We start from the raw sequence: 15,660 nt of genomic DNA on the forward strand, positions 1-15,660 counted from the left end.
CACTATTTTGTGCCCAATTCATTCATTTTTTTGGTAACTATATACATATCTAGGCAGAAAATGCACATATTAAAAAAAAGTTCAGAAAGGGTCGATCTAATGAACGCATTGCAATTTGATTTCACCATTCCTAGATATCTTCTCTCAAAGACCATAGGCAGATTTATACCAACCGTTTTTTGGAACAATCACATCTCTTGTTTACAGTGGAGGAAAATTCATGAACCAACCTTACCAAATGAAGATTGGGTTAAGGTAAAGGTCAAATATGGGGGGATCTGTGGTAGTGATATGAACCTTTTATATTTACATGATAGTCCCTCTACTTCACCTTTTGTATCTTTTCCTTTCACAATCGGACATGAAGCAGTAGGACAAATAGATGAAGTAGGCTCAAACGTGGATAGACTTTCTAAAGGTCAACGAGTTGTGATTAATCCTGTCTTATCTTGTGAAAGCCGGGATATGGAACCTTGTCCTGCTTGCATGCGAGGTGATCAAAGCCTCTGCATTAACAAGAATAAAGGATCCATTCAACCAGGCTTGCTTATCGGCGCCTGCCACAATACGGGTGGTAGCTGGGGACAATATTTAGTAGCACATAAAAGTCAAATTAAACCTTTGCCTGATGAGGTCGATGATTTAAACGGTGTATTAGTAGAGCCATTTAGCTGTGCCTTGCATGCCGTTCTTAGAAACCCACCTTCACCAAACGATAATGTATTAATTATTGGTGGCGGACTGATAGGCTTATCCGTTTTAGTCGCGCTGCGTGCTCTTGATATAACGTGTTCTATCACAATGCTTGTGAAGTATTCATTTCAAGGGGAAGCTGCTAAGTCCTACGGGGCAGACCATATTGTTTATTTGGACAAGTCTTACGTAGGGGAAACTGCACGTGTTTTAAATGCCGAAGTCTTAAGGCCAGTTATTGGCGATGAAGTCATACAAGGCGGGGCAGATATTGTATATGAATGTGTAGGTAAAGATAAAAGCATTAAAGATTCTTTACGATTTACTAATAGCGGCGGGAAAGTGGTATTACTAGGACTAGCAAGTGTCATGGAAAAAATTGACTGGACTGCCGTTTGGTTAAATGAACTAACGATTAAAGGATGCTTTGCTTACAGCTTTAACGAGTTTGAAGGTGAAAATATAGACACAATGGATATTGCCATTGAACTTATGAAGCGAGGGAAAGTCGACCTCTCTCCCCTCATTACTCATCGGTTTTCCTTAGCAGACTATAAACTTGCATTTCAAACTATATCGAAAAAGCAAAAAAAAGATGTCTTAAAAGTTATTTTTGACCATGATAAGACAGTAGGAGGAAGCGCATGACTAACTTTACTTTCAGTTCCCAACCACCAACTTCAACACTAGATTGGTTATCCTCTGGTCTCACTTCAACTTTTATTAAAAATGGCTTTAACCAGACAAATCAATCTGATCCACACACAAACCTTGTTTTTCATTTTATCGATGAAGACAATCCAAAACCTTACCGAAGAAAAGCACAAGCTACATTTGTTGTTGCTATATTAGAAAGCAATGGAGCACCTTATGATATTTTTAAAGAAGTGTATCCCTTTCTTATACGTTCGTTAGCTAATCACCTCGTTTATGTAAATCATAAGAATGATCAAGTTAATATTCATTTTCTCACTCCTGAGCAGGGTTGTTATTCTATTCAACATAATAAAGGGGAAGATGATCACACATTTTTTATGAAGGTCTTTCAACGCCTGCAGCCATTATCAACCTCTCGTTTAGTCATTAATAATCAATTTTCTGAAGACTTGCCAGCTGCTAAATGGGAAGGAGATCAAGTTACGGTTGAACTTAGTGCTTCGGGGAAAAAATTAGACATGATGGATTTATTGCCAGCCCCATTTCCTCTTGACCATTATTTAAGTGATAGAGATATGCGTCATTTAAATAAACTTTATGGAATTGGCGGATTAAGTTACGGAAATTTAAGTGCACGCTCTAATGAAGATCATTTCTGGATGAGTGCGAGCGGAATTGATAAATCAAATATGAATGAAGTAGGTAGAGATATCCTTTATATAAAAGGGTATAACGAGGAATCCAATCAAATGGAGGTTAGTATTCCTCCGAATATTAAACCTAAAAGAGCATCAGTGGATGCCATTGAACATTGGATGATTTATAAAGAACATCCTGATGTTGGAGCCATTGTGCATATTCACGCATGGATGGATGGTATAAAGGCAACAGAAATTAATTACCCATGCGGTACACTGGAATTAGCAGAAACAGTTGCGCAATTAGTAAGAGAATCTGAAAATCCCAATGAAACCATCATCGGCCTAAAAAACCATGGTTTAACCATCACCGGACCATCTCTTGAAAATATCTTTGAACGCATAGAAGGTAAAATTCAACGTCAAATTCCTATGAATTAGTATAAATACACATAAAAATAAACTGCTTCTTAATCGAGGCAGTTTATTTCCTATGAAGGTTGCAGACGATCACTGTTTACTCCTTTAGTATCTTGTAAATGTTCAATTTTCCTTGCAATTTGCTTTGCAGCATCAGGCTTCTTTGATCTTTTTGCGTTTTGTACAAGGGTATTATAATGCGTATCATTAAAAAGAATATGTTCAAGTAACAATGTTACTTCAGATAATTGATCAGCTTTTACAGCAGCACCTAAACCGGACAATAACGTCGCATTATTTTCTTCATGTCCTGGAACCGGATTATAAATTAACATAGGCGTTTCACAAGCAAGGGCTTCTGACATAGTTAAGCCGCCAGCTTTCGATAATACAACATCACTTGCACGTAAATAATCTAAAAATATTTCTGTGAATTCGATAACTTTGATAGAATGTGTACTTTGCACTTTTTGTAATTGCTTTGCTACTTTTTGATTTATTCCGGTCATACATAGGACCTGGAGAGGCTCTTTTATTTCTTCTAATGAACGAATAATTTCACTGTATTTACCTAATCCTAATCCTCCCCCAGTAATAAGGATGGTTTTTGTATAAGGCTCTAAGCCAAGTTCCTCCCTCATTTGAGTTCTTGGTGTTAAAGGTTCTGGAATGGCTTTTATAGGTATCCCTGTAAAATGAATTTGTTCTAGGGGAATATTATGTTCAGCAGCGAATTCAACATGATAAGGTGAACCAGTGAAATAAGCGTCTACTTCAGGCCTCACATACCCCGGATGCAAATCAAAATCAGTAATAATTGTATATAAAGGAATATCTAAACACCTTTTCTTCTTTATAATGGAGAGAAAAGATGTGACAAAAGGGTTGGTGGAAATCATTATGGATGTATTTTGATTTGTAATAATCGCATTCAATCTTCCACAAAATAAAGATGCTAATTTATCTACTAATAAATACCAAGAATGTTCAGCACCATATTTATAAAGACTTCCCCATAGAGTAGGTGCTCTTTTAATCATATTTAAGTAAACTGTGACAAACGATTTGTGAAGGATTGGATGTATAGCATGAAAAGTATCCACAATGTCTACACTTCTACCCTCCTCTTCTAACTGCGCTTTTAATGCTTTTGATGCTTCATTATGACCATGCCCGATTGAAGCTGAAAAAATGGTTATATGGCTCAATGGTAATATCCCTCCTCTAACCTTCTAAAAACTAAGCAGGTAACCATATTATTTCCTTAAATGAGTAAAGGATACTATTCAAATTAATTAGCAAGACAGATAACGCTGACTAGGATTTTCCGTAACAATTTGTTATGATTTTCTTATTACATTACATACATAACAATAATTAGATAATGATTGGAAGGTCGTGTATTATGAAAACAGTTTTTTCAGGCATTCAGCCTAGCGGTACATTAACTCTTGGAAATTATTTAGGGGCAATGAAACATTTTGTAGATATGCAAAATGAAGCAAACTGCTATTTCTGTATTGTAGATCAGCATGCAATTACAGTACCGCAAGATCGATTAAAGTTACGAGAAAACATCAGAAGTCTTGCTGCCTTATATCTTGCTGTTGGAATTGACCCTAATAAATCTACTTTATTTATTCAATCAGAAGTTCCTGCACATGCGCAGCTTGGCTGGATGATGCAATGTGTAGCTTATATTGGCGAGCTAGAGAGAATGACTCAATTCAAAGATAAGTCTGACGGGAAAGAGGCTGTATCTGCTTCACTATTAACTTATCCACCTTTAATGGCAGCTGATATTCTTCTTTATAAAACAGACATTGTGCCAGTTGGGGAAGACCAAAAACAACATCTCGAACTTACAAGAGATCTTGCAGAACGATTTAATAAAAAATATAATGACATCTTTACAATACCGGAAGTGCGTATTCCAAAAGTCGGAGCACGTATTATGTCGTTAAATGACCCCTCCAAAAAAATGAGTAAATCAAACCCTAATGCAAAAAGCTATATTTCAATGCTTGATGATCCAAAAACAATCACAAAAAAGATCAAGAGTGCTGTAACTGATACAGATGGTGAAATTAAATTTAATCGAGAAGATAAACCTGCCGTTTCGAATTTATTATCCATTTATTCGTTATGTTCAGGAATATCAATTGAAGAATTAGAAAGAAAGTATCAAGGGGCAGGCTACGGGGAATTTAAACAAGATTTAGCTGATGTTGTTGTGAGTACGCTAGAGCCGATTCAACAACGATATCATGAGCTTATTGAGTCTGCAGAACTCGATCGAATCCTCGATGAAGGGGCCGAAAAAGCAAACCGCACAGCTAGCAAAATGGTGGAGAAAGCGGAGCGCGCAATGGGACTCGGACGTAAAAAGCGTTAATCTAGCGGATGAATTTAAATAAGCATATAAGGCAAATGAGGATCACAAAAAAACAACTCCTATATCAGTTGTTGCTTATCGCTCCAATCAATCTAGATATAAGCAAAAAAAGTTTGATTGCACAAAAAAGCTGCACTCTCCTTTAAGGCTGGGTGCAGCTTCATTTTAATTCAACACTTTTTAATATCCGTGGTTTTTCTTCCATACTTTCCCTACAAAGAAAGAAAGACCTAAAGTTCCCACTAGTAAAACGACCGTAAGGATCTGCATAATTAAATATGCAAAGTTGTCCATTGTCTCCACACGTTTCCCCTCCCTGCTATGCCATAGTCCTTTTTATTATAGGAGAGTTAAAGTAGGTTGTAAATGTTAGAAGCCAATGTTTCACGCGATCCACATATTTAGATCAAACATAATGAAAACGATTAATTAATGATATGGCCGGATTCATCTTCTATGAGAAATCACCAATGTTTTACTTTACACTTTCTCCATGCTCTAGTTCCCACAGCTTTTCAAAGAAGGCTTGTCCCTTCACCATTGCTTCACATAAATGATGATGCTGTTTTGACCACCCTGCTTTGACTTCATTATATAATTCATGCCATGCTTCATCCCTAGTCATCATCTGAATTCTGACATAGTCTCTAGGATTCCATTCCGTGTACCAATAACGTACTTCTGCATCATTCCCTGAGTGATAAAGCTGATCTAGCGCCATATATAAAAGCTGTTTCAGCTGACGCTCCTTACGAGTAAGGCCGCGCATATCATCTGGGTCTGGAGATAAGATATGATATTCTTTAGGTTCATGTTTTTCTTTTAACTCAAATGTCTCAAATTGATTTTGTTCTAGCATTTCATAGACAATTTGATCCTGTCTAGGTGTCAGGCGGCTTTTCCTAATCGGTGTTTTGTAGCCCATAGTATCAACAGCGATGATGCCAGCACCATCTGTTGCAATAAAACAATAATCCAATTGAATCCGTGACATATTTTTACGTAAATAACTTTGCTGGTGTACGGCTTCAAGTAAATCTTCTGGCAGGTCTGACAAATGATTTTCAATATAATCGTATAATTCCTGGCTGACTTTAATCAAAATTGCTTGATCGAGTACCTCGATTCGGTCATCACTGCGCCATTCAAAAAAATCGCACACGTTATAACCATTCTCTTCCCCTTCAAACCAATTGACCCATACGTCCCTGATATGGACCATATAAAGCCCCCCTTACTGATTGCGATTTGTATCCACAGTATAGGCAAGCTTTGAGAATTTTAAACACTTTCCTCGATACATTTAATAGATAGCTGACCCTCTTGCTCAGTCGAAATTATTATACCGGCTTACTTTCTGCGATCTGGAATAGCCAGTGATCCAATGACCATTATTACTCCAAGAATAAACAAATAGAACTCAACTCTAGTTGTAATAAAACGCATATAATAGGAGAATTCATAGCCTAAAGTAAGTAAATTCAAATAGGCAAGTAAACTTATTCCTCCTGCAACCGAAAATCCAAATCCAACAAACATAATGAAAATTCTAACCATACTCACCACTGCCAATCCACTTAGTATAATAATAAATTACAAACATGTACCGCCCTCCTTCACTTTAGAAACCCTGATGCCGACAGCCAATCTTCAGCTGGTATTTCAGTCACTGTTTTTATCGAACGTTCATTAAACGTTTTGTACGCCTGCTCTACGATTAGATATCCACAACGATACCCAAGCCACCTCGGTACATGATAAGGTCCGCCTCCATATAAGAGAGTGTGATGGTCCTTTCTGCCTCTTGTGAACAAATGGGGTTCGAGCCATTCTTTAAATACCCTTTTCATCTGCTTCAAAGAAAGTTCTTTCGTCCAAACCGCTGTGTAATCCCTTCCCACTTCCTGACTTACAGCTAACTCTGCTAACCCTTCCATGATCATTGATTCTAAGAAAGTAATCGACTCTTCCGTTTCTTCGGTTACAGAGAGTCTGAATATATGATGATATTCATGCGTAATAATGGCTTTTAATTCTGAATTTGATAACCCGTTTGTTAAAAATAGAAAGATAAAACGATCTATGGTTAGTCCATTTTTCCCGCCAAGAGATTGAATAGAAGCTTGATCTTTACTAGCAGGAAAAATATACACCCCAGCATCATGAGCTGACCACTTTTGTTTTAATTGTTGATAATGGGTGGATATCACTTTCCAATAATTGCGTTCGAGCATTTCATTGATGTCTTGATGACTATCTTCCTCTGGCAAAATAAGACCTGATTGAATGAAATGTTGTTGTAATTTATTTGTATCTGGCAGAGAGTCACTCACCTTCTCTAATGGAGAGATGAGCATTTTTTGATGCCATGCAATCTTTTGCATAAGGTTGGATTTCTTTTTCCATTCAGCCAAGTAAAGAGTTAACCACTTGTCCGTTCTTACAATACCAATCCTTATCACTCCCTCTCTTAGTACTACTTTATGATGAGAGAAGCAGAAATGATTCCGCTTATAGGTAAATTTATTAAGAATTAGTTCTATTTTTTAACTGTGATCACTCTAAACAAGGCATGCACCTAGCAGGCTTTCTTTTCATAAGATGGAGGAAGAACAGATGGGCATGGAGGTGTAGATAATGTCCGATCAAGAAGAAGCTAAGAGGCTTATATTACTTTTCGTTGTGGTGCTATTGTTTGGCTCGTTTGCTTTAGGTATTGGCACCGTCGACTCTGATACTGCCTCACCTACAGAAGATGTCATCCTCTTAGGTTAACCTTCATACTGGCTAGGATGGGTGGTAAGTGATATGAATCAACAGAACGGACCTTACAGCGGCCAAAATGGATCTTTTTATAACAATCAAAAAAACAACCAGCAGAATAAAGATTCTAATGCTCTTACTCCTCAGCAAATTGCCGTTATTGCCGCATTGGCAACGAATGCCCTCACCGTTCGAGCGGTACTTGTTGATAATGAGCAAAATGTCGAAATTGTTCTTCAAGGGAATTTGCGTAAACAAACCCAGTTAGAGAAGATCATTGACAAGGTAAGCGAAATGCCGTTCGGGGATGTGATTGATGCATTTATGAATCGTAAAAAATAAAAAGGATGCGGCATACGATACGTAGCTGCATCCTTTTTGAATGAAAAGAGGTTATTCTTTTTTTTGAAAAGTGATTTTCCCTTCAGGAGTTAAACGGAGGGCGGCATCAAATGTCTGCTCCCCTTTTTTAAAACCTTTTAAAACCCTTGTTTCTCCCTTAGATAACAATGTGGTGACGGTGGTTTCCGTCAATTTTTTCCCAAGCAGAGTTTTAGATAAAGTGAACGTGCATTTTTTCGACTTATAATTGGAACATCCAAAGAACGTACCCCGATCTAGGATTTCACCCTGACATAACCGGCACTGACCTACTGTTTTCTTGACTTGCCTGTTTCTTGTGTACGACTTGGAACCTTTTCCGCCTCTTCGCTTGATGCTTGATGTATCAATGTTTGTAAAATCCCATGATCTAGATTGAGATACCGCTTCATTAATTAAATGAACAGATAATTTTCTAGCTTGCTCCATAAAATCGTTCTTTGAAGCGGCACCTTTTCCAATTTCACGAAGCCGTTGTTCCCATTTAGCTGTCATTTCAGCTGAAGCAAGGATACTTGTGCCAAGAGAATCAATTAATAACCGGCCCTTCTGAGTAGGGAAAACTATATTTTTCTCTACCTTCATATATCCTCTATCTTTTAACACCGTTATAATTCCTGCTCTTGTTGCTTCTGTACCGAGTCCGTGTGACTCCATCATAACCTTTTCGAGTTCTTTATCCTCAATTGACTTACCTGCAGCTTTCATCACCGTTATGAGCTGACCTTCTGTGTACCTTTTAGGAGGCTGAGTCATACCCTCTTTTACAACGGACTTTGAAACGACGCCTTCTTCACCATGCGAAAGTGGAGGTAAAAGTGTATCCTCCTGCTTTTTACCTTCATAAATAATTTTCCGCCAGCCTTCATTTATCATTTGCTTGCCCTTCGATTGAAACGTTGCACGTCCATCAACAATCGTTTCCACTTGAGTATGACTTATAATCGCTGCATTTTCATGAGCAGCAAGAAGCGACCGTACAATTAAATCATAGATGTTTCGCTCTTCAGCCCCTAACCTCTCTTGCTTAGGTACTTGCTCTGTCGGTATAATCGCATAATGATCGCTTACCTTTTGATCATTTACAAATCGTCGATTGTTCATTAAGCTTTTAACCGGTAAAGGAAAAAACGATTCATACTCTTTAAATGCAGAAAGCTTTTGAAGGATTGCCGGAAAGGTACTTGCTTCCCCTTTCGTAACAAAGCTTGAGTCTGTACGCGGGTAGGAAATATACCCTTTTACATAGAGCTTTTGAGCAAGGTCGAGTGTTTTTTTAGGGGAATATTTATATCTTTTATTAGCGGCAGTTTGCAAGCTTGATAGATTGTATAAATAAGGCGGAGCGTATTCCTTTTTCTCTTCTTTGATAGCTTGAACAATTGCTGGCTTCCCCTCGCAAAATTGAGCAATTTGCAGGGCTTGCCTACTTGAATCCACCCTTGTTTCACCCTTTTTATGCCAAACACCCTCATATGTTTTCTCTCCCATTTTAAAGGCAGCCTTCACTTCCCAAAATGGTTCAGGCTTAAAGGCTTCGATTTCTTTTTCACGTTTCACAATCAGTGCTAGTGTAGGGGTTTGAACGCGTCCTGTGGAGAACACATCATCAATCCCTTTTTCACCAAGAAGCAGAGTATAGGCTCTAGAAGCGTTCATCCCTATCAACCAATCAGCACATGCTCGGCTTAATGCTTCATCATAAAGAGGACGTGTCTCCTGTTCAGGCTTTAACGTGTTAAAACCATCAATTACCGCTTGTCTTGTTAGTGATGATAACCATAAACGTTTTAACGGATGAGATGCCCTGCATTGTTCAATAATCAAACGAACAATTAATTCACCTTCCCGTCCTGCATCACCTGCCATGATGATTTCTCTCACTTTTCGATTCTCTATTAATTTCTTCACAACTTGAAATTGCTTATATTTTCCTTTACTCACTTTATATTTAAATGTTGGCGGCAAAATGGGCAGAGTATCTAACTTCCACGATTTCCATTTAGGGTCATACTTTTCTGGTGACTCTAATTCACATAAATGACCGACTGCCCATGTTACAAATGCGCCTTCAGGAAACATCTCACATGACTTAATTTCTATATAACCTTGCTTTTTCACCATTGGAAAAGGGGCGGCAAGCTTTGCTCCTTGATCAGGTTTTTCTGCAATGATTAACTTCATTTAAACTCCCCCCTAGACTTATAAGTATACAGCAAGTGAGGCAATCAAGGGAACACTTGTCCTCTTTTTAATACATTTCCACTTAAAAAAAGCATACCCGGCCTACTATCAGCGAGGTATGCTTACTATTTTTATTTGATTATTTTTTCCTCAAACCAAGACTTCGCATCGATTACTTCATCTCTTGTTAATTGGTGGCCGCCTTCGCCCCAGTGTTCTGTCACATGAGCCCCTGCATCGCGCAAGTGATCGATCAGCTCTTTTGTTTCTTCTGCAGGGATTAAAGGATCTGCCTTGCCAGCTCCGACAAAAACAGAGAGATCTTCTAAGTTTGGAATGTCTACTCCTTTTCTAGGAACCATCGCATGGAACAGCGCCGCCCCTTTTAATGATGAGGCATGATGATAAAGTAAGCTAGCGGCTATATTTGCACCATTTGAATAGCCGATTGCAATGATATTGTGACGGTCAAATTTATACTTTTCGGAAGCTTCATTTAGAAATTCATTTAATTCGTTTGTACGGAAGATAAGATCCTCTTCATCAAATACACCTTCACTTATTCTTCTAAAAAATCGAGGCATCCCGTTTTCTAGAATATTTCCTCTTACACCAAGAACTGAGGCATCAGGTGCAATCATATCTGCTAAGGGCAGTAAATCCTTTTCATTCCCACCTGTTCCATGCAGCAAAAGTAACGTAGGCATGTTTTCTTTTGCTGCTTCTTTATAAATATGTTCAAGTTTCATTCAAATCTCCTCCTTTACTAACATACATCTTACTTGCTTGTTTTTAACGGTTTAAGGTTTGCTTCAATTTGCGGACGCTGACTTTCAAAGTAAGGAGGCAGCGAAAGTTTCTCACCAAGTGTTTCGAACGGCTCATCTCCTTCAAAACCAGGGCCATCAGTAGCTAATTCAAACAAAATGCCGTTTGGCTCTCTGAAATATAGGGATCTAAAATAATATCTTTCTACAAAACCCGAGTTTGGCAGGCCAATCTCATTGATATGTTCGACCCACTTTTTCATATCTTCTTCATTCTCAACCCTAAAAGCCACATGGTGAACACTACCTCTGCCTGGTCTCTCACGCTCCATGTCCTTACGTTCTTCTAAGTGAATCTCAGCTCCTGATCCGCCTTCACCTGTTTCAAATACACGCACAGGCTTCTGACCTTCTACAAGCGGTGCATATTGTCTTGTTTCGCGGAAGCCCATAATTGACGTGAGAACCTTCTCCGTTAATTCCGGACGAGAAACCGTTAAAGTAACCGGACCTAACCCATAAATCGCATGTTCAACTGGTACAGGGCTATCCTTCCATGGAGAACCTCCGCTCACACCGTTGTCATGTTCGTCTGATACTAATACTAAGCGCTGCCCTTCAAAATCTCTGAAAGGAAGAATCGCTCTTCCTGTATGCCTTGTCATTTCATCATGTTCCACTTTATATTCTTCAAAACGATTCAGCCAATAATCTAATGCTTTATCGTTAGGAACTCTTAAAGACGTAGCCGTTATACTATTTGTTCCATGATACGTTTTTCCAGCATGAGGAATTTCAAAAAAAGTTAAATCTGTACCAGGATTCCCCCGCTCATCTGCGTAAAATAAATGATAGACGGACGGATCATCTTGATTAATGGATTTTTTGACTAATCTCATCCCTAATATTTCTGTATAAAACCGGTAATTTTCCTTCGCATTTGCTGTGATGGCTGATACGTGGTGCTGTCCTTTTAAAGGCTTTCTACTCATGATCATCACTCCTATTTTTAATCAATTTTATTCTAATTGTTATGACCTTCTACTTTTCGCAATAAACGCAGTAATTCTTTTTGTTCTATTTTTGTTAAGCCATTAAATTGAGAGGCTTGAAATTCTTCTTGTTTTGGCACCACTTCGTCAAACAATGCCTTTCCCTTTTTGGTCAAACTCAATATTTTTGTACGCCACTCTTGCTTACGTAATACTAAACCTTCTGCCTCAAGCTTAACGATTGCTTGCGTAATATTTCCTTTTGTAACAAAAAGCTTTTCCGCTAACTCTTGTTGTGAAAGAGGTTGATGCGTGCCGATTTGAACGAGTAAATCAAATTGTGAAGCAGTTAACCCCCATTGACTTAAATGTTGATTAGACTGTTTAATACTCGCATGATACAGCCTAGCTAAACGAAACCAGATTAGTACGTTTAAGCGATCTTCATGTTTTGATTTGCTAAACACGTTTAATTCACCTCCCACATTTATCAGTTTAGTACTAAACTGATAAATTGTAAAGTCATTTACTTTTTATTGGCCGGCTGGTCATATAACTCTATGTTTAATATGCCCAAGTTCGGGAACTTACTTTATAAGAAAACAAACAATAAAGTACTCGAAACAAATGAAAAAGTAAAACAAATAGGAAGGATGATTGACGATATGTTATTACGCGCAAAGACATTAAAATCGTATTCTATGTTAGCTAGCGACGGAGAATTAGGTTCGTTGGATGATTTTTATTTTGATTCCGATACCGCAACCATTCGTTACTTTGTTGGTGATACAAGGACATGGTTTTTTGGAGGAAAAGTTCTGCTAAGCCCATTATCTTTTAAAGAAATTGACCGATCGAATGAGCGTATTGCAGTTAATGCGACGAAAGATCAAATTAAAGATAGCCCTAAACCAGAAGAACATGAACCGATTACGAGGAGATACGAACAGCAACTAAGCTCTTATTACGGTTGGGAAAATTACTGGGCGGATAACGCCGCAAGAAGAGATATAACTGGCTTTCAAGCTCATGCTCCTATGATGCCTCCTATATTTAATCCTGAAGCCCCGCGTGAAGAGCATAATGGTTTGCGCAGCGATGAGGCACATGCAAGAGAACAGCAATATCGTGAAGATCAGCAGCTGATTAGTGTAGAAGATATTAAAGGCTATAAAGTTCATACAGCTGATGGTGAAGCAGGTAAGATCCACGACTGTGTCATAGATGATGAAGATTGGAAAATAAGATACTTTGTCGTAAATGTTGGAGGCTTCTTCAATAAAGAACTAGTACTTGTTTCCATCGATTGGCTTAATGATGTGAGTTGGAGAGATCACACGATTACGTTTGACCTAGAAAATAAACGAATCGAGGATGCACCTGAATTTGTATCCGACCAGCCTATTACGCGTGAAGATGAGGCTGCATTATATGAGCATTACAATCGCAAGGGATATTGGGTAGATATTCGCTAATTTCCACTGCTTTATGAGATCGCTAAACTTTATTACTAAGTTTAGCGATCTTTTTTAGTGGAAGAAAAATAAATTGATCCTTATCGATTTATATGGAATAGTGTACAATAGAACGTAACATTCATTGGTATGAAAAGGAGACTATCATGACTACCTACCAAATGGTTTCTCGTCCGTCTGCATTTACTACGTTTACAAGAAATGAATGGGCGAATTTATCTCACAAAACATCCATTACCTTAACAGCTGATGAGCGAGAACAGCTGCAAGGGCTTAATGAAACGATCTCAGCCGAGGAAGTAACAGATATCTATCTGCCTCTCTCAGAGCTCATATATTTGCATATGAAGCATGCAAACCACTTGCATAAAGATCTAAATCAATTTTTTCAAAAGAAAACAAAAAAAGTTCCATTTGTTATTGGAATCGCTGGAAGTGTGTCAGTTGGAAAAAGTACGACAGCCAGATTGATTCAAACATTAATTTCACGTTTTCCTACGCAGCCTAAAGTTGATCTTGTGACAACAGATGGTTTTCTCTTACCAAATGCCGTATTAGAAGAACGGGGATTAATGAAGAGGAAAGGCTTTCCTGAGAGCTATGATATTGAAAGTTTACTCGGATTTCTAACCGACTTAAAGTCTGGTTGCGCTTACATGGAAACCCCTTTATACTCTCACCTTACGTATGATCGTTTAACTGAAAAACAGATTGTAGAAGAGCCAGATGTAGTGATTGTAGAGGGAATCAATGTTCTTCAAGTAAATAAAAAGAATAAAAAAATCCCACAAATGTTTGTCTCTGATTTCTTTGATTTTTCTATTTACGTTGATGCGGAAGAAGATAACATTTTAAACTGGTACATTGAAAGGTTTAAGCTCTTAAGGAATACCGCTTTTCAAAAACCTGAATCGTTCTTCCACCGTTACAGACATTTATCTGATGAAGAAGCAGTCGGGTTTGCAACTGATATATGGAAAAGTATAAATGGGGTAAATCTTGAACGTAATATTAGGCCTACTAAAAACCGTGCCGATCTTATTTTGAAAAAAGGGGCCGGACATCGAGTAGAAGAAATAATGGTTAAGAAAAAATAATAAGCCGAGGATGGACGCAAAGACGTTCATCTTTCGGCTTTTTTAATGATTAAGGATTAGTAAAAGGGATAAACCTCAAAAACCACTGGATAAACCCTTGCTCAGCTGTTTCATTCACATTTGGGTTATCTATTAGATCTTCTTTATCCTTTTGCTCCTTTAAAGGGACTTCTTTAAGAACCTTCCCTTCCGTATTCTTTATTTGTAACATTCCTTCATTAGTCACTTCCACTGTTGATTCTTTCCCTTTTTCCATCACATAATAAATATCATTTTCTAGTTCATATTTACGGCCGCTCTCATCACTAAACAATCTATCGCTTTTTATAACATGAGGTTCATAGCGCGTGAAGCCATAATCAAATAAGGCTGCCGTATCTTGGTAAGAAACTTTTGCCGCAGGGGCGTTTAATGTCACTGCTATTAACTCCATATCATCGCGCTCTACTGCTGTAGATAGAGTAAACCCGGAGCGCTGCACGAATCCATTTTTCACACCCGTCACCCCGTCATAATCCCATAACATCCGATGATGGTTATAAATTGTCGTTTCCCAACCTTCTCCAATCCATTCCATTTCTTTTGTTTGGGCAATCTCTTTAAACACCTCATTTTCCATTGCATATTTCGTAATCATCGCCAAATCTTTCGCTGTTGTATAATGGTTTTCATCAAATAGGCCATGTGGGTTTGTAAAATGGGAATCTTTTACACCGATCTCTTCTTCAACAAATCTGTTCATTCTTTGTGCAAAGGCCTCTTCACTTCCATCCATGTGCTCAGCAATTGCTAGGCCCGCATCATTTCCTGAGTTAATCATTAGTCCCTGTACAAGCTTTAATAAGCTGACCTCTTCTCCTGGCAAAAGGTATACTCTTGTGCCAATTACATCCATTACATTCTCACTAACAGCTACTTTTTCTTCTAAGTTCCCTTCCTCTATCGCTACTATGGCTGTAATAATTTTAGTGACACTCGCCGGGTACATTCTCTTTGTACTGTCTTTTCCCCATAACGTTTCTCCTGTGGCCCCGTCTATGAGTACCGCTGTTTCACTTTCGATAACAGGTGTATCAGATGCTTTTGCTTGTTGTGGTACAGCCTGGGCAATCAAGAACGAAACACACAACAGGAGCATGATGCTCTTTACTCTCGTGATGCCTCTCTTGCTCACTGATCGTCCTCCTTTTTTACACTA

General features: G+C 38.3%; 17 protein-coding genes. 7 read left to right on the forward strand and 10 right to left on the reverse strand.

The genetic code is table 11. From position 1 onward, the window contains the following. The first annotated feature begins 99 nt into the window (after positions 1-99). Positions 100-1,341: a zinc-dependent alcohol dehydrogenase gene (locus tag PQ478_RS15715; protein ID WP_289234806.1), complete on the forward strand. Its 1,242-nt coding sequence runs from the start codon at positions 100-102 to the stop codon at positions 1,339-1,341. Next, positions 1,338-2,429, forward strand: a complete 1,092-nt coding sequence (locus PQ478_RS15720) for a class II aldolase/adducin family protein (RefSeq protein ID WP_289234807.1) — start codon at positions 1,338-1,340, stop codon at positions 2,427-2,429. The genes PQ478_RS15715 and PQ478_RS15720 overlap by 4 nt, the downstream gene beginning before the upstream one ends. A gap of 50 nt (positions 2,430-2,479) precedes the next feature. Here PQ478_RS15720 and PQ478_RS15725 read toward each other — a convergent pair whose 3' ends face one another. Then, complete coding sequence (locus PQ478_RS15725; protein WP_289234808.1) at positions 2,480-3,616, reverse strand: MGDG synthase family glycosyltransferase; 1,137 nt, start codon at positions 3,614-3,616, stop codon at positions 2,480-2,482. A 194-nt stretch (positions 3,617-3,810) separates the two neighbouring features. On the opposite strand from PQ478_RS15725, the gene trpS reads away from it, so the two are divergent. Next, positions 3,811-4,803 (forward strand): tryptophan--tRNA ligase, encoded by a 993-nt coding sequence (gene trpS, locus PQ478_RS15730; RefSeq protein ID WP_289236993.1) that lies wholly within the window; start codon positions 3,811-3,813, stop codon positions 4,801-4,803. Between the two features lie 180 nt (positions 4,804-4,983). Here the strand turns inward: trpS and PQ478_RS15735 are convergent, their stop codons facing one another. The 4 genes from PQ478_RS15735 to PQ478_RS15750 all read right to left on the reverse strand — a co-directional run bounded on the left by PQ478_RS15735 (position 4,984) and on the right by PQ478_RS15750 (position 7,265). Continuing rightward, positions 4,984-5,106, reverse strand: coding sequence for a hypothetical protein (locus PQ478_RS15735; RefSeq protein ID WP_012959744.1), 123 nt, complete (start codon positions 5,104-5,106; stop codon positions 4,984-4,986). Positions 5,107-5,278: 172 nt separating this feature from the next. Further along, entirely contained in the window at positions 5,279-6,025 is a 747-nt protein-coding gene (locus PQ478_RS15740; RefSeq protein WP_012959745.1) for a YjbA family protein, read from the reverse strand. 128 nt (positions 6,026-6,153) lie between these two features. Further along, complete coding sequence (locus PQ478_RS15745) at positions 6,154-6,360, reverse strand: YuzI family membrane protein (RefSeq protein WP_031311585.1); 207 nt, start codon at positions 6,358-6,360, stop codon at positions 6,154-6,156. A gap of 59 nt (positions 6,361-6,419) precedes the next feature. Then, positions 6,420-7,265 (reverse strand): DUF2268 domain-containing putative Zn-dependent protease, encoded by an 846-nt coding sequence (locus PQ478_RS15750; protein WP_289234809.1) that lies wholly within the window; start codon positions 7,263-7,265, stop codon positions 6,420-6,422. Between the two features lie 175 nt (positions 7,266-7,440). Here PQ478_RS15750 and PQ478_RS15755 point away from each other — a divergent pair, with 175 nt between their 5' ends. Beyond that, entirely contained in the window at positions 7,441-7,578 is a 138-nt protein-coding gene (locus tag PQ478_RS15755; RefSeq protein ID WP_012959747.1) for a hypothetical protein, read from the forward strand. 33 nt (positions 7,579-7,611) lie between these two features. Beyond that, positions 7,612-7,908 (forward strand): hypothetical protein, encoded by a 297-nt coding sequence (locus tag PQ478_RS15760; protein WP_289234810.1) that lies wholly within the window; start codon positions 7,612-7,614, stop codon positions 7,906-7,908. A gap of 51 nt (positions 7,909-7,959) precedes the next feature. Here the strand turns inward: PQ478_RS15760 and PQ478_RS15765 are convergent, their stop codons facing one another. The 4 genes from PQ478_RS15765 to PQ478_RS15780 all read right to left on the reverse strand — a co-directional run bounded on the left by PQ478_RS15765 (position 7,960) and on the right by PQ478_RS15780 (position 12,357). After that, positions 7,960-10,131 (reverse strand): DNA topoisomerase III, encoded by a 2,172-nt coding sequence (locus PQ478_RS15765; RefSeq protein ID WP_289234811.1) that lies wholly within the window; start codon positions 10,129-10,131, stop codon positions 7,960-7,962. Positions 10,132-10,262: 131 nt separating this feature from the next. After that, positions 10,263-10,880 carry an alpha/beta hydrolase gene (locus PQ478_RS15770; protein WP_289234812.1) on the reverse strand — a complete coding sequence of 206 codons (618 nt, stop codon included), beginning with the start codon at positions 10,878-10,880 and terminating at the stop codon, positions 10,263-10,265. Positions 10,881-10,909: 29 nt separating this feature from the next. Then, positions 10,910-11,890: a ring-cleaving dioxygenase gene (locus tag PQ478_RS15775; protein ID WP_289234813.1), complete on the reverse strand. Its 981-nt coding sequence runs from the start codon at positions 11,888-11,890 to the stop codon at positions 10,910-10,912. A gap of 32 nt (positions 11,891-11,922) precedes the next feature. After that, positions 11,923-12,357, reverse strand: coding sequence for a MarR family winged helix-turn-helix transcriptional regulator (locus PQ478_RS15780; RefSeq protein ID WP_083633347.1), 435 nt, complete (start codon positions 12,355-12,357; stop codon positions 11,923-11,925). Positions 12,358-12,555: 198 nt separating this feature from the next. On the opposite strand from PQ478_RS15780, the gene PQ478_RS15785 reads away from it, so the two are divergent. Together PQ478_RS15785 and coaA are read left to right on the forward strand one after the other, a co-directional pair. Next, positions 12,556-13,365 carry a PRC-barrel domain-containing protein gene (locus PQ478_RS15785; RefSeq protein WP_012959753.1) on the forward strand — a complete coding sequence of 270 codons (810 nt, stop codon included), beginning with the start codon at positions 12,556-12,558 and terminating at the stop codon, positions 13,363-13,365. 146 nt (positions 13,366-13,511) lie between these two features. Further along, the gene (coaA, locus tag PQ478_RS15790; protein ID WP_012959754.1) at positions 13,512-14,462 is read left to right on the forward strand and encodes a type I pantothenate kinase; all 951 of its coding nucleotides are present in this window, start codon (positions 13,512-13,514) and stop codon (positions 14,460-14,462) included. Between the two features lie 49 nt (positions 14,463-14,511). Here coaA and PQ478_RS15795 read toward each other — a convergent pair whose 3' ends face one another. Then, the gene (locus PQ478_RS15795; RefSeq protein ID WP_289234814.1) at positions 14,512-15,636 is read right to left on the reverse strand and encodes a D-alanyl-D-alanine carboxypeptidase family protein; all 1,125 of its coding nucleotides are present in this window, start codon (positions 15,634-15,636) and stop codon (positions 14,512-14,514) included. Between the last annotated feature and the right edge of the window lie 24 nt (positions 15,637-15,660).

Source organism: Alkalihalophilus pseudofirmus (assembly GCF_029094545.1).
In the GTDB taxonomy this organism is placed as follows: Bacteria; Bacillota; Bacilli; order Bacillales; family Bacillaceae_D; genus Alkalihalophilus; species Alkalihalophilus pseudofirmus.

Excerpts from the sequence above, each read along its gene's own strand:
- PQ478_RS15740 (WP_012959745.1), bottom strand. The coding sequence starts at position 6,025 with ATGGTCCATATCAGGGACGTATGGGTCAATTGGTTTGAAGGGGAAGAG.
- PQ478_RS15745 (WP_031311585.1), bottom strand. The coding sequence starts at position 6,360 with ATGGTTAGAATTTTCATTATGTTTGTTGGATTTGGATTTTCGGTTGCA.
- PQ478_RS15785 (WP_012959753.1), top strand. The coding sequence starts at position 12,556 with ATGTTATTACGCGCAAAGACATTAAAATCGTATTCTATGTTAGCTAGC.
- PQ478_RS15775 (WP_289234813.1), bottom strand. The coding sequence starts at position 11,890 with ATGAGTAGAAAGCCTTTAAAAGGACAGCACCACGTATCAGCCATCACA.
- coaA (WP_012959754.1), top strand. The coding sequence starts at position 13,512 with ATGACTACCTACCAAATGGTTTCTCGTCCGTCTGCATTTACTACGTTT.
- PQ478_RS15765 (WP_289234811.1), bottom strand. The coding sequence starts at position 10,131 with ATGAAGTTAATCATTGCAGAAAAACCTGATCAAGGAGCAAAGCTTGCC.
- PQ478_RS15755 (WP_012959747.1), top strand. The coding sequence starts at position 7,441 with ATGTCCGATCAAGAAGAAGCTAAGAGGCTTATATTACTTTTCGTTGTG.
- PQ478_RS15760 (WP_289234810.1), top strand. The coding sequence starts at position 7,612 with ATGAATCAACAGAACGGACCTTACAGCGGCCAAAATGGATCTTTTTAT.
- PQ478_RS15720 (WP_289234807.1), top strand. The coding sequence starts at position 1,338 with ATGACTAACTTTACTTTCAGTTCCCAACCACCAACTTCAACACTAGAT.
- PQ478_RS15715 (WP_289234806.1), top strand. The coding sequence starts at position 100 with ATGAACGCATTGCAATTTGATTTCACCATTCCTAGATATCTTCTCTCA.
- PQ478_RS15770 (WP_289234812.1), bottom strand. The coding sequence starts at position 10,880 with ATGAAACTTGAACATATTTATAAAGAAGCAGCAAAAGAAAACATGCCT.